General features: G+C 57.4%; 14 protein-coding genes and 2 tRNA genes. 7 read left to right on the top strand and 9 right to left on the bottom strand.

What is annotated here, in order from left to right; genetic code table 11:
* Positions 1-25: 25 nt before the first annotated feature.
* The 8 genes from AACZ19_RS07385 to AACZ19_RS07350 all read right to left on the bottom strand — a co-directional run bounded on the left by AACZ19_RS07385 (position 26) and on the right by AACZ19_RS07350 (position 10,563).
* Positions 26-1,387 carry a TolC family outer membrane protein gene (locus tag AACZ19_RS07385; protein WP_339632509.1) on the bottom strand — a complete coding sequence of 454 codons (1,362 nt, stop codon included), beginning with the start codon at positions 1,385-1,387 and terminating at the stop codon, positions 26-28.
* 197 nt (positions 1,388-1,584) lie between these two features.
* Positions 1,585-2,241 (bottom strand): protein-L-isoaspartate O-methyltransferase, encoded by a 657-nt coding sequence (locus AACZ19_RS07380; protein ID WP_339632507.1) that lies wholly within the window; start codon positions 2,239-2,241, stop codon positions 1,585-1,587.
* A gap of 111 nt (positions 2,242-2,352) precedes the next feature.
* Positions 2,353-3,084, bottom strand: a complete 732-nt coding sequence (locus AACZ19_RS07375; RefSeq protein WP_339632505.1) for a proteasome-type protease — start codon at positions 3,082-3,084, stop codon at positions 2,353-2,355.
* Positions 3,085-3,120: 36 nt separating this feature from the next.
* Entirely contained in the window at positions 3,121-3,939 is an 819-nt protein-coding gene (locus AACZ19_RS07370) for a transglutaminase family protein (protein ID WP_339632503.1), read from the bottom strand.
* A gap of 4 nt (positions 3,940-3,943) precedes the next feature.
* Entirely contained in the window at positions 3,944-4,885 is a 942-nt protein-coding gene (locus tag AACZ19_RS07365) for an alpha-E domain-containing protein (RefSeq protein WP_339632501.1), read from the bottom strand.
* 4 nt (positions 4,886-4,889) lie between these two features.
* Entirely contained in the window at positions 4,890-6,317 is a 1,428-nt protein-coding gene (locus tag AACZ19_RS07360; protein WP_339632499.1) for a circularly permuted type 2 ATP-grasp protein, read from the bottom strand.
* Positions 6,318-6,397: 80 nt separating this feature from the next.
* Entirely contained in the window at positions 6,398-9,385 is a 2,988-nt protein-coding gene (locus tag AACZ19_RS07355; RefSeq protein WP_339632497.1) for an adenylate/guanylate cyclase domain-containing protein, read from the bottom strand.
* On the bottom strand, positions 9,382-10,563 hold the full coding sequence (locus AACZ19_RS07350) for an ABC transporter substrate-binding protein (RefSeq protein WP_339632495.1): 1,182 nt from the start codon (positions 10,561-10,563) through the stop codon (positions 9,382-9,384). Before AACZ19_RS07350 ends, AACZ19_RS07355 begins: the two co-directional genes overlap by 4 nt.
* A 310-nt stretch (positions 10,564-10,873) precedes the next feature.
* Here AACZ19_RS07350 and AACZ19_RS07345 point away from each other — a divergent pair.
* The 6 genes from AACZ19_RS07345 to AACZ19_RS07320 all read left to right on the top strand — a co-directional run bounded on the left by AACZ19_RS07345 (position 10,874) and on the right by AACZ19_RS07320 (position 12,446).
* Positions 10,874-10,947: transfer RNA gene (locus tag AACZ19_RS07345), tRNA-Cys, on the top strand.
* 113 nt (positions 10,948-11,060) lie between these two features.
* Complete coding sequence (locus AACZ19_RS07340) at positions 11,061-11,255, top strand: YqaE/Pmp3 family membrane protein (RefSeq protein ID WP_339632494.1); 195 nt, start codon at positions 11,061-11,063, stop codon at positions 11,253-11,255.
* 108 nt (positions 11,256-11,363) lie between these two features.
* Entirely contained in the window at positions 11,364-11,555 is a 192-nt protein-coding gene (locus tag AACZ19_RS07335) for a YqaE/Pmp3 family membrane protein (RefSeq protein WP_339632492.1), read from the top strand.
* 118 nt (positions 11,556-11,673) lie between these two features.
* Positions 11,674-11,749 (top strand) — tRNA-Asn (locus AACZ19_RS07330).
* Between the two features lie 165 nt (positions 11,750-11,914).
* The gene (locus tag AACZ19_RS07325) at positions 11,915-12,184 is read left to right on the top strand and encodes a BrnT family toxin (protein ID WP_339632490.1); all 270 of its coding nucleotides are present in this window, start codon (positions 11,915-11,917) and stop codon (positions 12,182-12,184) included.
* Positions 12,165-12,446, top strand: coding sequence for a BrnA antitoxin family protein (locus AACZ19_RS07320; RefSeq protein ID WP_339632488.1), 282 nt, complete (start codon positions 12,165-12,167; stop codon positions 12,444-12,446). Before AACZ19_RS07325 ends, AACZ19_RS07320 begins: the two co-directional genes overlap by 20 nt.
* A gap of 10 nt (positions 12,447-12,456) precedes the next feature.
* On the opposite strand, the gene AACZ19_RS07315 is transcribed toward AACZ19_RS07320, so the two are convergent.
* Complete coding sequence (locus tag AACZ19_RS07315; RefSeq protein ID WP_339632486.1) at positions 12,457-13,368, bottom strand: LysR family transcriptional regulator; 912 nt, start codon at positions 13,366-13,368, stop codon at positions 12,457-12,459.
* Between the two features lie 108 nt (positions 13,369-13,476).
* On the opposite strand from AACZ19_RS07315, the gene AACZ19_RS07310 reads away from it, so the two are divergent.
* A complete protein-coding gene (locus tag AACZ19_RS07310) occupies positions 13,477-14,928 on the top strand; it encodes an aldehyde dehydrogenase (protein ID WP_339632484.1) in 1,452 nt (483 codons plus the stop codon).
* Positions 14,929-14,944 lie beyond the last annotated feature (16 nt).

Raw genomic sequence — 14,944 nt, 5'->3', positions numbered from 1 at the left:
ATGGCCGGTTTACTTTAATTAATTGTTAATCCAATCCGCCATCCGTGCCGAACCATTTATCACGTACTCTGTCATAATGGACTGTCGGATCGTAGTAATCGACGTTCAGATTAAGGTCGCGGGCGTTCAGCTTGCCAATCGCCGCGAGAACGGCATACAGGGCAACATACTGATCCCGCTGTGCCGTCACCAGATCCACCTTGCTTTGCAGCAGTTCCTGCTCGGCGTTCAGTACATCGAGGGTTGTACGGGAGCCAACCTGCGCTTCCTGCTCGACACCATCCAGGGCGATCGTATTGGCGCGAACCGCCTCTTCCTGGGCACCAATCCGCGAACGAGAGGTTTCCAGCAGTTCCCATGCCTGGATCACCGCTTCGCGCGTTGCCCGAACCGTTTCCTCAATCTCCTGCATCCGCTGGCTGTTGATCTGCCGCGCCTGACGCACCTGGCTGTAGACCGAACCTGACTGATATAGCGGCACTGTCAGCACGGCCCCAATGCGGGCTGTATCACTTTGCGTTCCCGATCTCACAACATCCCGACCCGTGGACAGGCTGCCCTCAAGATCAATAGATGGCAGCAGCTGGCCGGAGGTCGCGCGAATGGTATAGCGGGAGCTTTCTTCGTTAAATTTCGCGGTTTCAATATCCGGGTGATTGGCAAGGGCCGTGGCCAGAGCCGCCTCTTCCGACTCCGGGAAGCTGTCCGGCACCATAGGGGTTTCAAGATCCAGCGGCGGACGGCCGACAATCCGCTCGAAATTCGCGCGGGTGGAGCGGAGGTTCCCCTCGGCCTGTATGACGTTTGAAATTGAATCGGCAAGGCGCGCCTGCGACTGGGCCACATCGGTGCGGGTAATTTCCCCCACTTCGAAACGGTCATTCGACGCATCAAGCTGACGGCGCAGGACAACCGAGTTATTGCGGTTAAGCTCAACCAGCGCCTCGTCGCGGAGGACATTCATGTAAGCTTCGACCGCAAACTGAAAAATCGTCTGCTCCGTCGAGAGCAAGTCTGCCCGCGCCGCCTTCACCTGAGCTTCCGCAGACTTGGTCGAGGCGACCGTCTGCCCGCCGGTATAAAGCGGTTGGCTGACAACCAGCGAGGCTTCCCGCGGGTTGGATCCTCTTCTCGTGCCCGCTATAGACGGATTAACATCGGAATGCTGCGCGGCAACCTCACCGATCGCATAGACTTCCGGGCGCCAGCCCGACAGGGCCTGCGGCACGTTTTCATCAACGCCCCGTACATTGGCCCGCTGCGCCAGCAGGGACGGATTGTTTTGATATGTCGACGCCAATGCATCCTGCAATGTCTCGGCATTCGCCCACGACATTGGCATCGTAATGGCGATTACAGATGCAACGGTCAAAGCTACTTTTTTCATTAAACTCGCCTCTCGAACCTAAAATCAGGCCGTTCAGAAATTAACCATAGTCGAATTTAGTCCCGATACCAGTTTCAATCAACAATTTTAAACAAATCGTCTGATCTATTCCCGATCCCGAAACTCCTCATATTCCTTGCCATCCCCCACACTATGGGCGAGAAACATGGCAAAAATGTAACACTCCGCACGTCCGTTCAAAACTCGAAACGGGCCTCATCCTGCATATCAGGCAGGGGCGGCACCGACGCGTCAAAGGCCGCATGCGGGAAAAAACGGTCTCCCAACCGGCGATAAACGGTCGCAACACCCGGATTGTCGCCCAGAACGCAGATCAGGCGTCCGCCATCCGCCAGCTGATCGAGCAGGCTCTGCGGCGCCGATGAAATCGAGCCATTGATATGAATCACGTTATAGGGGCCCTGCTTGGGGTTTCCGTCCGCCAGCGCGCCATCGACAACGGCGACATTATCGCATTCCAGACGCACCAGAATCTCGGTTGCGCGGGCCACCAGCTCCGGATCACTCTCGATCGCGACGACTGCCTGACCAAGGAATCCGAGGACCGCAGAGGAATATCCCGTACCGCAGCCGATATCCAGGATAACGTCAGTGGGGCCGATATTCGCCTCCTGCAGCAACCGCCCGAAGACCCGGGGCTCAACGACAAAGCGGCCCGGCGCCACCTCCAGATCCTCATCGAGATAGGCAACGCCCCTGAGTTCCTTCGGCACGAACTCCTCACGCGGCACCGTATCCATGGCCTCTGCCACACGGCCATCGGTCACCCGGTTCGGCCGCAGTTGACTGAGCACCATATGGTGGCGCGCCTCGGCGAATTTTTCTGAAATCATGGTTGTCCCGTTCACCCCAAAAGAAAACTACCGTGGTTATACTGAAAAACCGCCCCGATACGCAAGACATAAGGTAACGGCAATCTAACGAGATGTGACACCTGCCCCGCCCTAGAACTTGAAATCGGGAAGCGAGCGGAACGCGTCTTTCAGCGCCTCTCCCCATCCGGTCGAGATCTGGTTGAAATAGGGATCTTCGGCGGCAATCTGCTGTTCCCGCGTGATCTGGAAGCTATCATTCTCATAGACCTGCAGATCAAGCGGCAAGCCGACGGAAAGATTGGCCTTTATGGTCGAATCAAAGGAGACCATCATCAGCTTGATCGCATCTTCAAAGCTCATGTCCGGATCATAGGCCCGCACCAGGATCGGGCGGCCGTATTTCGTCTCGCCGATCTGGAAGAAGGGCGTCTCGTCGGAGGCTTCGATAAAGTTGCCTTCCGGATAAATCAGGAAAAGTCTTGGCGGACTGCCCTTGATCTGGCCGCCAATGATCAACGTCGCGTTAAAGGAGGAGTCCGCCTCCTGCCCTTCAAAGCTGTTGGTGCGGATTTCCTCACGCACCGTTGCCCCGACAAGCCGCGCCACCTGGAACATCGACGGCGCTTCCAGAATTGAGGGCTTGCGATCCTCCGGTGCCTTGGAGCGTTCATCAAGTGTGCTGATAATAGCCTGTGTTGTCGCCAGGTTGCCCGCCGTCATCATGGTGATGACCCGCTCCCCGGGGATGACCCAGCTATGCATTTTCTTGAAAACGGAAATATTGTCGACGCCGGCGTTTGTACGCGTGTCCGACATAAAAACGAGGCCCCTGTTGAGCCGCAAGCCGACACAATATGTCATGTTTGTTTACTTTTCTGTCCTTGACCGTGAATTAAGCTACTGTTGTTGAACCTGTATCGAGACATCCATGGATTCATTCATCGAGCTTGTCCCGCTGCCCATGCGCAGACCCGAAATAGGCGATGCATCCTTGTAATCAAGACCCGTCGCCACGCGAATATACCGGTCATCCGGTGAAATCCCGTTGGACACATCAAAGCCGACCCAGCCGATATCTGGGATGTAGGCTTCCGCCCAGGCGTGGGTTGCTTCCTGGTCGATGCGATCATTCATCATCAGATAGCCACTGACATACCGCGCGGGAAAACCCATTTTCCGCACAGCCGAGACAAAAATATGCGCATGGTCCTGACAGACCCCGTTACTTGCAATAAGCGCCTCTTCCGCCGTCGTCTCAGCATGGGTTTCTCCCGTCATATAGGGAACGATTTCGCCGATCAGGCGGGACAGCGCATGCATCATAATCACTTCCGTTTCATATTCCGCCCGCCCGAGCTGCTTGATCAATTTCTGCACCCGGCTTCCCGCCTCGGTCAGCGGCGTTGAGCGAAGAAAGAACCAGAGCGGTGCAAATCCGAGGTTCTGGCCAATGATGCCATGCAGGTCCGTCGTCTCGACCTCCCCCTCACATGTGATGGAAATCTCCCTCTGGCCCGAATCGATACTGACAAGCAACGTGTGATTATTGAACTGATCGTCAAACTCCAGCTCCTTCACGCCGCCGTCCACCGTGACATCCCAGCGGTTTACAGCCTGTCCGACGCCGCTTCTGGGCATCAGGCGGAGCTGCTGCAGCGCATAATGCACCGGCTCTTCAAAATGGTATTTCGTCAAATGCGAGATTTTCAGAAGCATAAAGTCATCCGATAAAGCGATAGTCTTGTTCAACCTGATGTCCGAGCGCCATATTGTCCCGGATGAAGCTTGAGAGAAATTCGTGCAACCCCTCATCAAAGATGGAATTGATCGAGCTTTCCTTCAGTCTTTTCAATATAGGTAACGCCATTTCGTGGCAATCGAGCCGGAGACCGTAGTCTTCCTCCAGATAGCCGAGATTATCAACTATCTTCGAATAGCAAAAGACCAGAGATCGCGGCAGACGCCGGTCAAGAATGATAAACTCGGCAATGCTCATCGGGTTGATTTCCCCGGGATTAAGCCAGCGGAAGGCCCGTTGCGCCGACACCGAGCGCAGGATCGATTCCCACTGCACATTATCGAGCGAGGAGCCGACAAAGGAGGCCGAGGGCAGCAACACATAATATTTCACATCCAAAATGCGCGCCGTGTTATCCGCCCGCTCCAGAAAGGTGCCGAGCCGGGCAAAGTCAAAAATATCATTCCTGAGCATCGTCCCGTGCAGCGCCCCGCGGACCAGCGCGCTCTGCTGGCGAATCGTACCGAGAACCTCCGGCAGGTCCCGCTCCGAGATCGGCGAGGACAGCAAGTCCTTCAGGGTGATCCAGCATTCGTTCGTCGCTTCCCACACCTCGCGGGTGAGCGCCGTTCGCACCATCCGGGCATTGTTCCGGGCCCCATCAATCACCGACCAGACACTCGACGGATTGGCTTTATCGCGCAGCAGGAAGTCTATGACATGGCGGGCGATATATTGATCATATTTACCCTTGTATTCATGGGTAACACCGGCCGTCGCGACGACGGACGCCCATTCATTCTCGGCGGCGGTGGACCGGGTGAGCGCAATGCGGAAACCGGCATCGAGCAGCCGCGCCGTATTCTCGCTGCGCTCGAGGAAGCGGAACATCCAGAAAAGGCCGCCGGCGGTTTTTCCTAACATGCGGCTATTCCTCCAACACCCAGGTGTCCTTGGTGCCGCCCCCTTGTGAGGAATTGACAACAAGGGACCCGGCTTTCAACGCCACACGTGTCAGGCCGCCCGGCGTAATATCAATCCGCCGCGGGGATACCAGCACAAAGGGGCGAAGGTCGACATGGCGCGGCGCGAGGCCTTTCTTCGTCAGGATCGGACAGGTCGAAAGCGCCAGCGTCGGCTGCGCAATATAGTTTCCGGGCTTGGCCTTCAGCTTGGTCCGGAACCTCGAGATTTCCCGTTTGCTGGCAGCCGGACCGACCAGCATGCCATAGCCGCCGGACCCGTGCACCTCTTTCACCACCAGCTCTTCGAGGTTGTCCAGCACATAGGCCAGTGCGTCCGGTTCGGCACAGCGCCATGTCGGCACATTTTTCAGCATCGCCTTCTCGCCGGTATAAAACTCGACAATATCCGGGATGTAGGAATAGATCGCCTTGTCATCAGCAATGCCGGTGCCGGGCGCGTTGGCAATGGTAATGCCGCCCGCGCGGTAGACATCCATGATTCCGGCCACGCCGAGCTGCGATTGCGGATTAAACGTCAAAGGATCGAGAAAATCGTCATCGACCCGGCGATACAGCACGTCAATCGGATCATACCCCCGCGTCGTCCGCATGGCGATGCGCCCGTCGACGACCCGCAGGTCATGCCCCTCCACCAGTTCCGCCCCCATCTGGTCGGCAAGGAACGAATGCTCGAAATAGGCGGAGTTATGAATTCCCGGCGTCAAAACGGCCACCACCGGCTTGCCGTCACAGCCAGGTGGCGCGCAATCGCCAAGCGAGCGGCGGAGAGTCTTGGGATAATCGCTGACAGACCGCACCTTCACTTTCGCAAACAGTTCGGGGAACATATGCAACATGGTTTCGCGGTTTTCCAGCATGTAGGAAACGCCAGACGGTGTGCGCGCATTATCCTCAAGGACGTAAAACTCATCCTCTCCCGTCCGCACGAGATCGGTGCCGACGATATGCGTATACACATTTCCCGGCGGGGAGACGCCGATCATCTGCGGCAGGAACGCCTCGTTATTGGCGATCAGTTCGCGCGGGATGCGCCCGGCGCGGAGAATTTCCTGGCGATGATAAATATCGTGAAGGAAGGCGTTGATCGCCCGTACCCGCTGCTCGATCCCGCGTTCCAGCCGGGCCCACTCGCGGGCCGATATCACCCGCGGGACGATATCGAAGGGGATGAGCCGCTCTGCCGCCTCTTCGCGGCCATAGACGTTAAAGGTAATCCCGGTGCGGCGAAAAAAGGCCTCGGAGGCGGCGGATTTTCGGTGCAATCTCGCCTGGTCTTCTGTCTCCAGCCACTTATGATACTCGTGATAGGGATAGCGGACATCGCCTGCCTCCCCGTTCATTTCATCAAAAACATTTTGTGTTTCTTGCATCTTACTACAGTAGAGGATTTGTGTTGCAGCGCAATAGTAAAGTTTTCCGCAACGCCTGAACTTCTGCGGAAAATGCGGTGCTAGTCGTCCTTGGCATCCGGGTCGGTTGGCGCCTCCTGCGCCTCGGTTGAAATCCGCGAGAGCACTTTTTGCAGCAACGCCTCGGTCTTGCGCCGGTCCGCCGGTGACATCTCTTTCAGGTTGATATCAAGCTTGAGATTCTCGTTTTCCTCCTGAATGACGTCCAGAGTCTCCGGAACGTGATCAAGCTCCTGAAGGGCGGCATAGGTATTCACCGGAAAGCGGAATCCCTTGACCGTGATTTCCTCGCGCTTGCCACATAATATAACGTCCTTCACATTGACATAGGTTTCATGGGAAATCTGGATTTCACCGGTATTCGCCGTCGATTCCAGGCGCGAGGCGAGATTGACGCCATTGCCGATGGCCGTATAGTCCATGCGCTCGCTGCTGCCAAAATTGCCGACGGTGCAATAGCCGGTATTAATGCCCATCCGGCATTGCAGTGGTCGTTCCAGCCCGATGTCGAACCAGACATCGTTGAGTTCCGCCAACCGCTCCCTCATGGCGAGGGCCATGCGCACGCAGGCGATGGCATCCTGCTTGACGCCCTTGCTTTCCGGGTCACCGAAAAAGATGACGATGGCATCACCGACGAACTTGTCAATCGTCGCGCCATGCACCAGCGCAATTTCCGACATCTCGGTCAGATACTGGTTGAGGATACGGGTCAGGTCCTCTGCCTCCATCCGCTCGGTGATCTCCGTAAAGCCGACAATATCGGAGAAGAAGACCGTCAGCTTCTTGCGGCGGCTGGTGATATCGCCACGATTGCGCCCCTCGAAAATGGAGGCGTAGACTTGCGGCGAGAGATATTTCGCCAGCTGGTTGGAGAGCCGCTCCAGCGCCCGCGACTGCTCCGATATCGCCTGCTCCTGCTGCTTGATCTGGGTGATATCGGAATAGACGGCGACCGTGCTGCCGTCTTCCGTCTTGCGCTCGTTGATCAGGATCCAGCGGTCATCGGCGCGCCGCTGCATTTCCGTGCTGAGCCGCTTGCGATGATTTTTCAGCCGCTCGCGCAGCCACTCGTCCTCGCGCTCCCACGCGTCCTGCACCAGTCCTTGGGTCGCGGCGCGGCGCATGATGTCCTCAAAACTCTTGCCGATTTCCGTCTCGATAATCTTTTTCGGGAAGAACAGGTCGCGATAGACGCTGTTGCAGACCACCAGCTTGTCATTGGAATCATAGAGGGAAAAGCCCTCGGAGATATTTTCGATCGCATTGATCAGGCGACGGCGCCCCTCCTCGATTTCGCGGTGATTGGATTCCTGGATTTCAATGGCCGTATCGCGGAACACCGCCAACGCGTTGGCCATGTCGCCAACCTCGTCATTGCGCTCCCGCCATGGAATCTTGACTCCGGTATCGCCCGCCGCCAGCTGGGTCATGGCGTCGGTGATATTTTCTAGCGGGCGAATGATGCGCGGGCGGATATAGAGAAACATGACCAGCAGCGCGGTCGACAGACTGGCAATGGCGACGAGCACCAGCAGGTATTTGCCCAGCTCGATCACCTGTTCCGAATTGCTTTCGGCAATCCCGCCCCGCTCCCGCGCACCAGCGACGAGTTTGGCGACTTCCGTCTGCAGGCTGTCAGAAAGCGCCCGGCTCTCCCTCAACGCCACCGCGGCACGTCCGCTGCTGTCAAGTTCCGCGCGGTGAATATCGAAGAGGTTATTGTCGCCCGACCCGAGGGCGAGAAGGCTGAGGGTGATATTCTGCATATCATCCGTCGCCAGCCCGGCCAACATGTCCCGTATCCGTGCTTCCGATGCCTCGAACCGGTCGGCGAAGGGTTCAATATTGGCGACATCGGGCACATTCGACATTTCGCCAAGGATGCTCGCCACCAGATTGCCCTCTGCACGCAATGACAGGAGGATATGCAGGTTATTCGCGCCGTCGAGAATAAGCTTGCCAAGTTCCGCGCCCGATTGCCGGGCTTCGTCCTGAAACCTGGTCTCAAGGTTCTCGACCACATCGACGACCGCTTGGGAGTATACCGTGTGAAAGCTCTCATGGGCAAGGCGCAGCAGGTTGCCCTTCTGAACGAGCCGCGGCGAGAGGGTCGTGCTCTGCCCCGGCGGTGTCTGCCAGAGTTCCTGCTCTTTCAGAATGAAGATATTATCAAGCCCGCGCCCGAAATCGAGAATATCCTGCGCCAGCTCAACGAAGGCCGGCTGTCCCGCCTGCGCCGCCCAGTTCGCGACATTCTCCTCGATCTCTGTTTCCAGCGTATTATAGCGGGTCTGCAGGGGGCCGAAGCTGTCAAGATCGGACGCCAGTATCACCTCCGAAAGGACCCCTTCCAGATCGTCAATGCGATCGCCGAATTCCAGGAACTCGCTGACCTTGCGGGTCGAATTTTCCACCAGATCGGTTGTATACACATTGCTCTTGGCGGAGAGCCATTCCCCCTGCATGACGAAATCGAACACCGCATCGTCGATCATCGGCTCCATTTTCAGCAGGAATGCTTCATGCAATCGGCTGAGCTGGTCGGTCGCGGCGTTCCGCGCCTCCCGCTTTGAAAGCTTTGCCTCGACAGCGGATTTAAGGGTATCGAGGCTCTTGACGAGTTGCTGCTCGATCTTGAGAAGATTCTCGACATTCTCCGTACTCCCGTATAGTTCGCGGGATTTTTCCATCAGTGCCGAAAGCTCAAACGCCCGGCGGTTCAGGTCCGACACCGAATTTTTATGGTCATCGAGAGAGAGGTTTGCCATGAGGTCCGGCGCCGACGAAGAGATTTCCGCGCTCTTCTGCGCCAGTTGCATCGCCGTCTCGATCTCGGGAAGGCTCTGATGCGCGATCAGTTCGGTGGATTTCGACACATAATCGAAGGAATACCAGGCGATGATCCCGGCGACGACGCTCATCGCCGCCAGAAAGCTGAGCGAGAGGAGAAGCTTGCCGTTGATCCGAAGAGACGGGCCTGCGGGCTTTTCGGTCGGTGTCGTGTCTGTCGGTGTGGTGTCTGTCATTTCGGCAGCCGATCTATGGCCCTAAACGAGCCATCCCCCTGAAGTTCAGTCAGGAATACACGGTTGAGCCCCTGATTGTCCCCCGGCCCGAACAACAGCTCCAGCCCGTCGATATCGAATTTACGCGTCGTCTCCACCTTTTCCAGAAATGCCTCCCGCGTGACGTTCGGCCCAAGTTCTTCCAGCACTGCCGCAACGAACCGCCCGGCGAGATAGCCCTCCAGCGAGACAAAACCGGTTTCCAGTGCCGGGTTAAAGGCTGTCAGTGCCTTTTGATAGCTCTGCACCAGCGGGATATCCATATCGTCCGGAAAGGGCACAACCTGCGTGACATAGACACGTCGTCCGTCTCCTTCCAGCTCCGCCGAAAGCGCCTTGGAGCCGACGAAGGAGATATTCATGAAGATCACATCGAGGCCGAGCTGCCGCGCCAGCTTGATAAACGCCGCACTCGCCTTATAGGAACCGATCATGGCCACCGCCTCGGGGTTATGGCTCCGGATCGCCAGCAGGGCGCGCTTGACCGCCGTTGTATTGCGCATATAGCGCCCCTCCCCGGCCAGCTTCAGCCCCCGCTTCTCAAGGGCGGCTTTCACCCCTTCAAGCCCAGCGCGGCCAAAGCTGTCATCCTGGTAAAAGGCGGCAATCCGCGTGATCCCGAGGTCCTTTGTCAGATGCTCGATCCAGGCTTCCGTCTCTTCGGCGTAGGACGCGCGGATATTGACGATATTCTTGGCGGCGGGATCGCGCAGGAAACCCGCGCCCGTAAACGGGCCGATCAGGGGAATATTTTCCGCCTCGGCAATCGGGGCAATGGCCTTGCTCGTCGGGGTGCCGACACAGCCGACCAGCGCGAAGACCTTGTCCTGCTCTATCAGCCGGTTGACATTGGCGATGGCTTTCGCCGGTTGATAGCCGTCATCATAGGAGATCAGACGGAGCTTGCGCCCCTCGATCCCGCCGTTGCGATTGACTTCCTCAAATGCGGCAAGAATGCCGTTGCGCATCTCCTCACCGAGCTGGGCGGAGGGTCCTTCAAGAGCGGCGCTCTGTCCAAACAGGATTTCATCCGGCCCGAGCGGTTCCTCGGCCTGCAACATTGCCCCCGGCATCGGCAGGCAAAGCGCCAGCAACGGAAGTAAGACAGAAGACAGACGTCTGCGAAAAAACTGTGGCACCGTGACCGGATTTTCCCCTGTATAAGACGCCCCACAGCGGTCGCGTCGATCAAAGCTGAAGTGAGCCCGGAGCCTGCGCCCCGACTTTCGCGCGCAATGGTACCCAATTCACACTTTGAATAGAAGAATTTTATCAAAGCCATACAGATTCCGACTGGCCGGACGGCAAAATGAAGCACTGTTCTGGGTCATCGACGGCCGTTCACAACCAACACACAGCCAGCGAAATGGCAGGCCACAGTTGCGCTTGACACTCCCCGCTGAAAGACTTACAACGCCTAGGCTTTTGGCAAAACACCACATGATCAGGGGCCTGGTGGCGGAGTGGTGACGCAGCGGATTGCAAATCCGTCCACACCGGTTCGATTCCGGTCCAGGCCTCCAATTTTCCTGCTCTTTCCCGGTAAAATTCTCACAGTTGCAGTGTATGACGCGTCCTGTCTCCGGCGCGTCTTTCTGATTGCGTCGCTGTCCTGTCCGGCAATGAGGAGACAATAATGTATATCGTGATTGGAATTTTGCTGCCCTGGCTGATGTTTTTCATGCTGGGCCGCACGATGGAAGGGATCATCTGCCTGATCCTGCAATTGACGGTTCTGGGCTGGCTGCCCGCCGCCATCTGGGCGTTGGTGGCGCTGCACCGCTCCCGCCCGTCCCCTGCGCGACCGAAAGCGGACAAGCCCGGCAGATAGCCGCTCGGCAGAGCGCGTGTGGCGGCAGCTTTTCCATTGTGCAGATTGCCAATTCGCACAAGGTTGGGTAAGCTGGCCCCAGTTTTATTATTTAGAGGGGTGGCCTCCATGCGACTGATCCTTGCGATCCTTTTACCGTTCGTTGTTTTCTTCACCATCGGCAAGCCGTTTCAGGGTATTCTCTGCCTGATCCTGCAAATCACGCTGATCGGCTGGATACCGGCGGCGATCTGGGCGGTCTACGCCCTCAGCCAGTATAATACGGACAAGAAAATCGCGGCGGCCCACGGCAAGGATTAGGGGGCACCGCTTTTCCGGTCCCGAATGCGCGTTTTTTTTAGCGAAAACCAAAATCAAGGCTTGGCAGGCAAAGGCGCAATTGCTATAAGCCGCCAACCCGCTAAAGTTCGGGCCCTGATCCCCGATAGCTCAGTTGGTAGAGCAGCTGACTGTTAATCAGCCTGTCACAGGTTCGAGTCCTGTTCGGGGAGCCAATTCAAAAGCCTTCGGAAGCCATTCCGGAGGCTTTTTTCATGGCGTCGCGACAACGCGTGTTTATGCCAAAATTGAGCTTCAATTATTTTTCGTATATACATTAAATGATTGACAGCCCTAATTTTCGTATATACATTAAATTAAACCGTAGCGGGAAACAGCCAATGTATGATTGGGATGACTCAAAATGCGAAGCGAACCGGAAATCCCGCGGTTTCGGCTTTGATGTTATTTATGAATTCGATTGGCATACTGCCGTTGTCGAGGAAGATATCCGGCAGGATTACGGCGAGAAACGGTTCCGCGCTTTTGGATATGTCGATGATAACCTATATGCAGTTGCGTTTACTTTTCGCGGTAACAGCATCCGTATTATCAGCATGCGACGCATGCACGCCAAGGAGGGCAGGAGATATGGTTTCAAGACGGGATAAAAAAATAGATCCGTTTCGGATCGATGAAGAGACAGCACCGCTAACAGAGGCAGAGGTCGGAAAGCTTCGCCCTGCGGCCGAAGTCTTCAGGAAACATGGTATGAAGATGCCTCCCCGTCCGCGGGGCAGGCCAGTGTCCGACAATCCAAAAAAACAAGTCAATATGCGGCTGGACGCGGACCTGCTGGAGAAGCTTCGCGAACGCGGTAAGGGATGGCAAACCGAAGTGAACGAAAAGCTCAGGGAAATTTTTCTAACATAATCCCTGTCCTTCAAGCTATGACGGTTGCCGCCACCACCGGCTTTTCATGCAATCCGTCGATCGCCATTTTCAGCATCACTTTCGCGGCCGGGGACATGACCCAGTCCTTGCGGGTGATGATGCCGACCGGGCGGCGGATGTTGGGCTTTTCAAGGGGGATCGCGACGAGCCCCTCCATCCGCACCGCCTTGAGGTAGGACGAGAGGATGATGCCGAGGCCCGCCCCGGCGGAAACGAGCGCGGCGGCGGTCTGGACCAGCGCCGGTTCCAAAATAGGTTTCAGCGTGATGCCGGTCCCGTCCAGCGCCGCGTCGATGCTCTGGCGGACGCCGGTGTCCGGCGACAGCACGATGATTTCCTCCTCCATGATCTGATGCCAGGACAGCGATTTCTCCGACGCCAGCGGATGATCCTCCGTGGCCAGCAGCATCACCTCGTCGTTATAAATCTCCTGATAGGAAAGGTTGCCCATCACCGGCGGCCGCGAGCCGATGCCGAAATCGGCACCGCCCGAGCGCACACTCTCGACCACCGTGTTCCAGATGCCATCCACCACCTGCACCCGGACCTTCGGATAGCGCCGCCGGAACGCCACCAGGATCGGCGGCAGCTGGTTCGCCGCGACGGAGGGAAAGGCCGCAACGGTGACCTTCCCCTGCTCCAGTTCCGCCAGGTCCCGCATGTGGCGCACCGCTGAATCCATATCCAGCACCACATTCTCGGCCAGCGGCAGGAAGGCCTTGCCCATCTCGGTGAGGGCGACCTGCCGGGTGCTGCGCGTAATCAGCTTGACCCGCAACTTCTCCTCCAGCTGCTGGATCAGGAGCGACAGCGACGGCTGCGTGATGTGAATTTCCTCCGCCGCCTTGGTGAAATGCAGATGTCGCGCCACCGCAACAAAGGCCCTGAAATGCTTGTCCATAACACCCCGTCTATTTATTCATTTTTCATATTAATAACTGAAAAATTATTATTTATCATATTAATACAACAGATATAAGCTCCTTTTCGCTAGCGCTGAGAGGGAGCCATGACAATAACAAAAAAAACAATGATCCTCGCTGGTAGGGAGGTTGAGGGACTGGGAGGTAAACTCAGCATCACGAATCCGGCGAATGGCTCCCTCATCAGCGAGCTACGCATGGCCTCACCCGAACAGGTCAACCTTGCCTTTGCGCGCGGAAAAGCCGCCACCCAAAAAAATGACTGGTTCGCCCGCCCGCCCCATGAACGGGCTGCCGTGCTGTTCCGGGCTGCCGAGCTGATGCTGGAGCGCAAAGACACGCTCGCCAATCTGCAGACTTCGGAAAACGGCAAGACACTCAAGGAATCACTGGGCCAGGTGAGTGCCGCGGCCGGGATCGTCCGCTATTTCGCCTCGGTCTGTGAAACCGTCGAGGGAGAGACGCCGCCATCGCGCGGGCCCTATCTTTCCGTCACCACTTATGAACCGCTGGGCGTGGTTGCGGCCATCACGCCGTGGAATTCGCCGCTGACCATGGCGGCGCAGAAACTCGCCCCGGCCCTCGCCGCCGGAAATGCGGTCATCCTGAAACCCTCGGAATTGACGACGCTGGTCTCGATCGAGCTGGCCCGCGCCTTTATTGATGCGGGCCTGCCAGAGGGGTTGCTGAGTGTTCTCCCCGGCGACTCCTCGATCGGCGAGGCGATTATCAATCATCCGGATCTGGCCATGGTCTCCTTCACCGGCGGAACCAACGCCGGGCGCGCCATTGCCAGCGCAGTGGCGGGCCGTTTCCTGCCGACCATTCTGGAACTTGGCGGCAAGTCGCCGACCATCGTCTTTGCCGATGCCGATCTCGACAAGGCCGCCGCCGATGTGTCGTCCGCCATTTTCGGCTCCGGAGGGCAGTCCTGCGTTGCCGGATCGCGGCTCTTTGTCGAGCACAGCATCTATGATGAATTTATGGACCGGCTTGTCGATGTCTCGAAGAAGCTCAAGGTCGGTCCGCCGCTGGAGGACGCCAGCAATATCGGCCCTATGGCATCTGAGGCGCAGCGCGCGCGGATCGAGGGCTATGTCGATCTTGCGAAGAAAGAAGGCGGTCGTGTCCTGCTCGGCGGTACGCGGCCCAATAGCGATGACTGCCAAGACGGCGCCTATTACCTGCCAACGATTATCGACGGGCTCGATCACAGCTCCGCCGTCTGTCAGGAGGAAATCTTCGGTAGCGTCCTCGTCGCCCTGCCCTTCACGACGGAAGACGACCTGATTGAACAGGCCAACGATACGGTCTTCGGCCTCGCCTGCGGTATCTGGAGTCACGATTTGACGAAAGCCTGGCACGTCGCGGGCGCGATCAAGGCCGGAACGGTCTGGATCAATACCTACAAGCAGCTCAGCATTGCAGCACCCTTCGGGGGCTACAAGGAGAGCGGTCTCGGCCGGGAAAAGGGCATTCAGGGACTGCGCGCCTATCAACAGACCAAGAGCATCTATCTCGGCGGTCTCGGCGGCTAGACCCCGCCACGCATTT

It is taken from the genome of uncultured Sneathiella sp. (genome assembly GCF_963973085.1).
Taxonomy (GTDB): Bacteria; Pseudomonadota; Alphaproteobacteria; order Sneathiellales; family Sneathiellaceae; genus Sneathiella.
The sequence above is the reverse complement of the archived record's forward strand: the minus strand, read 5'-3'. Positions and strand labels throughout refer to the sequence as shown.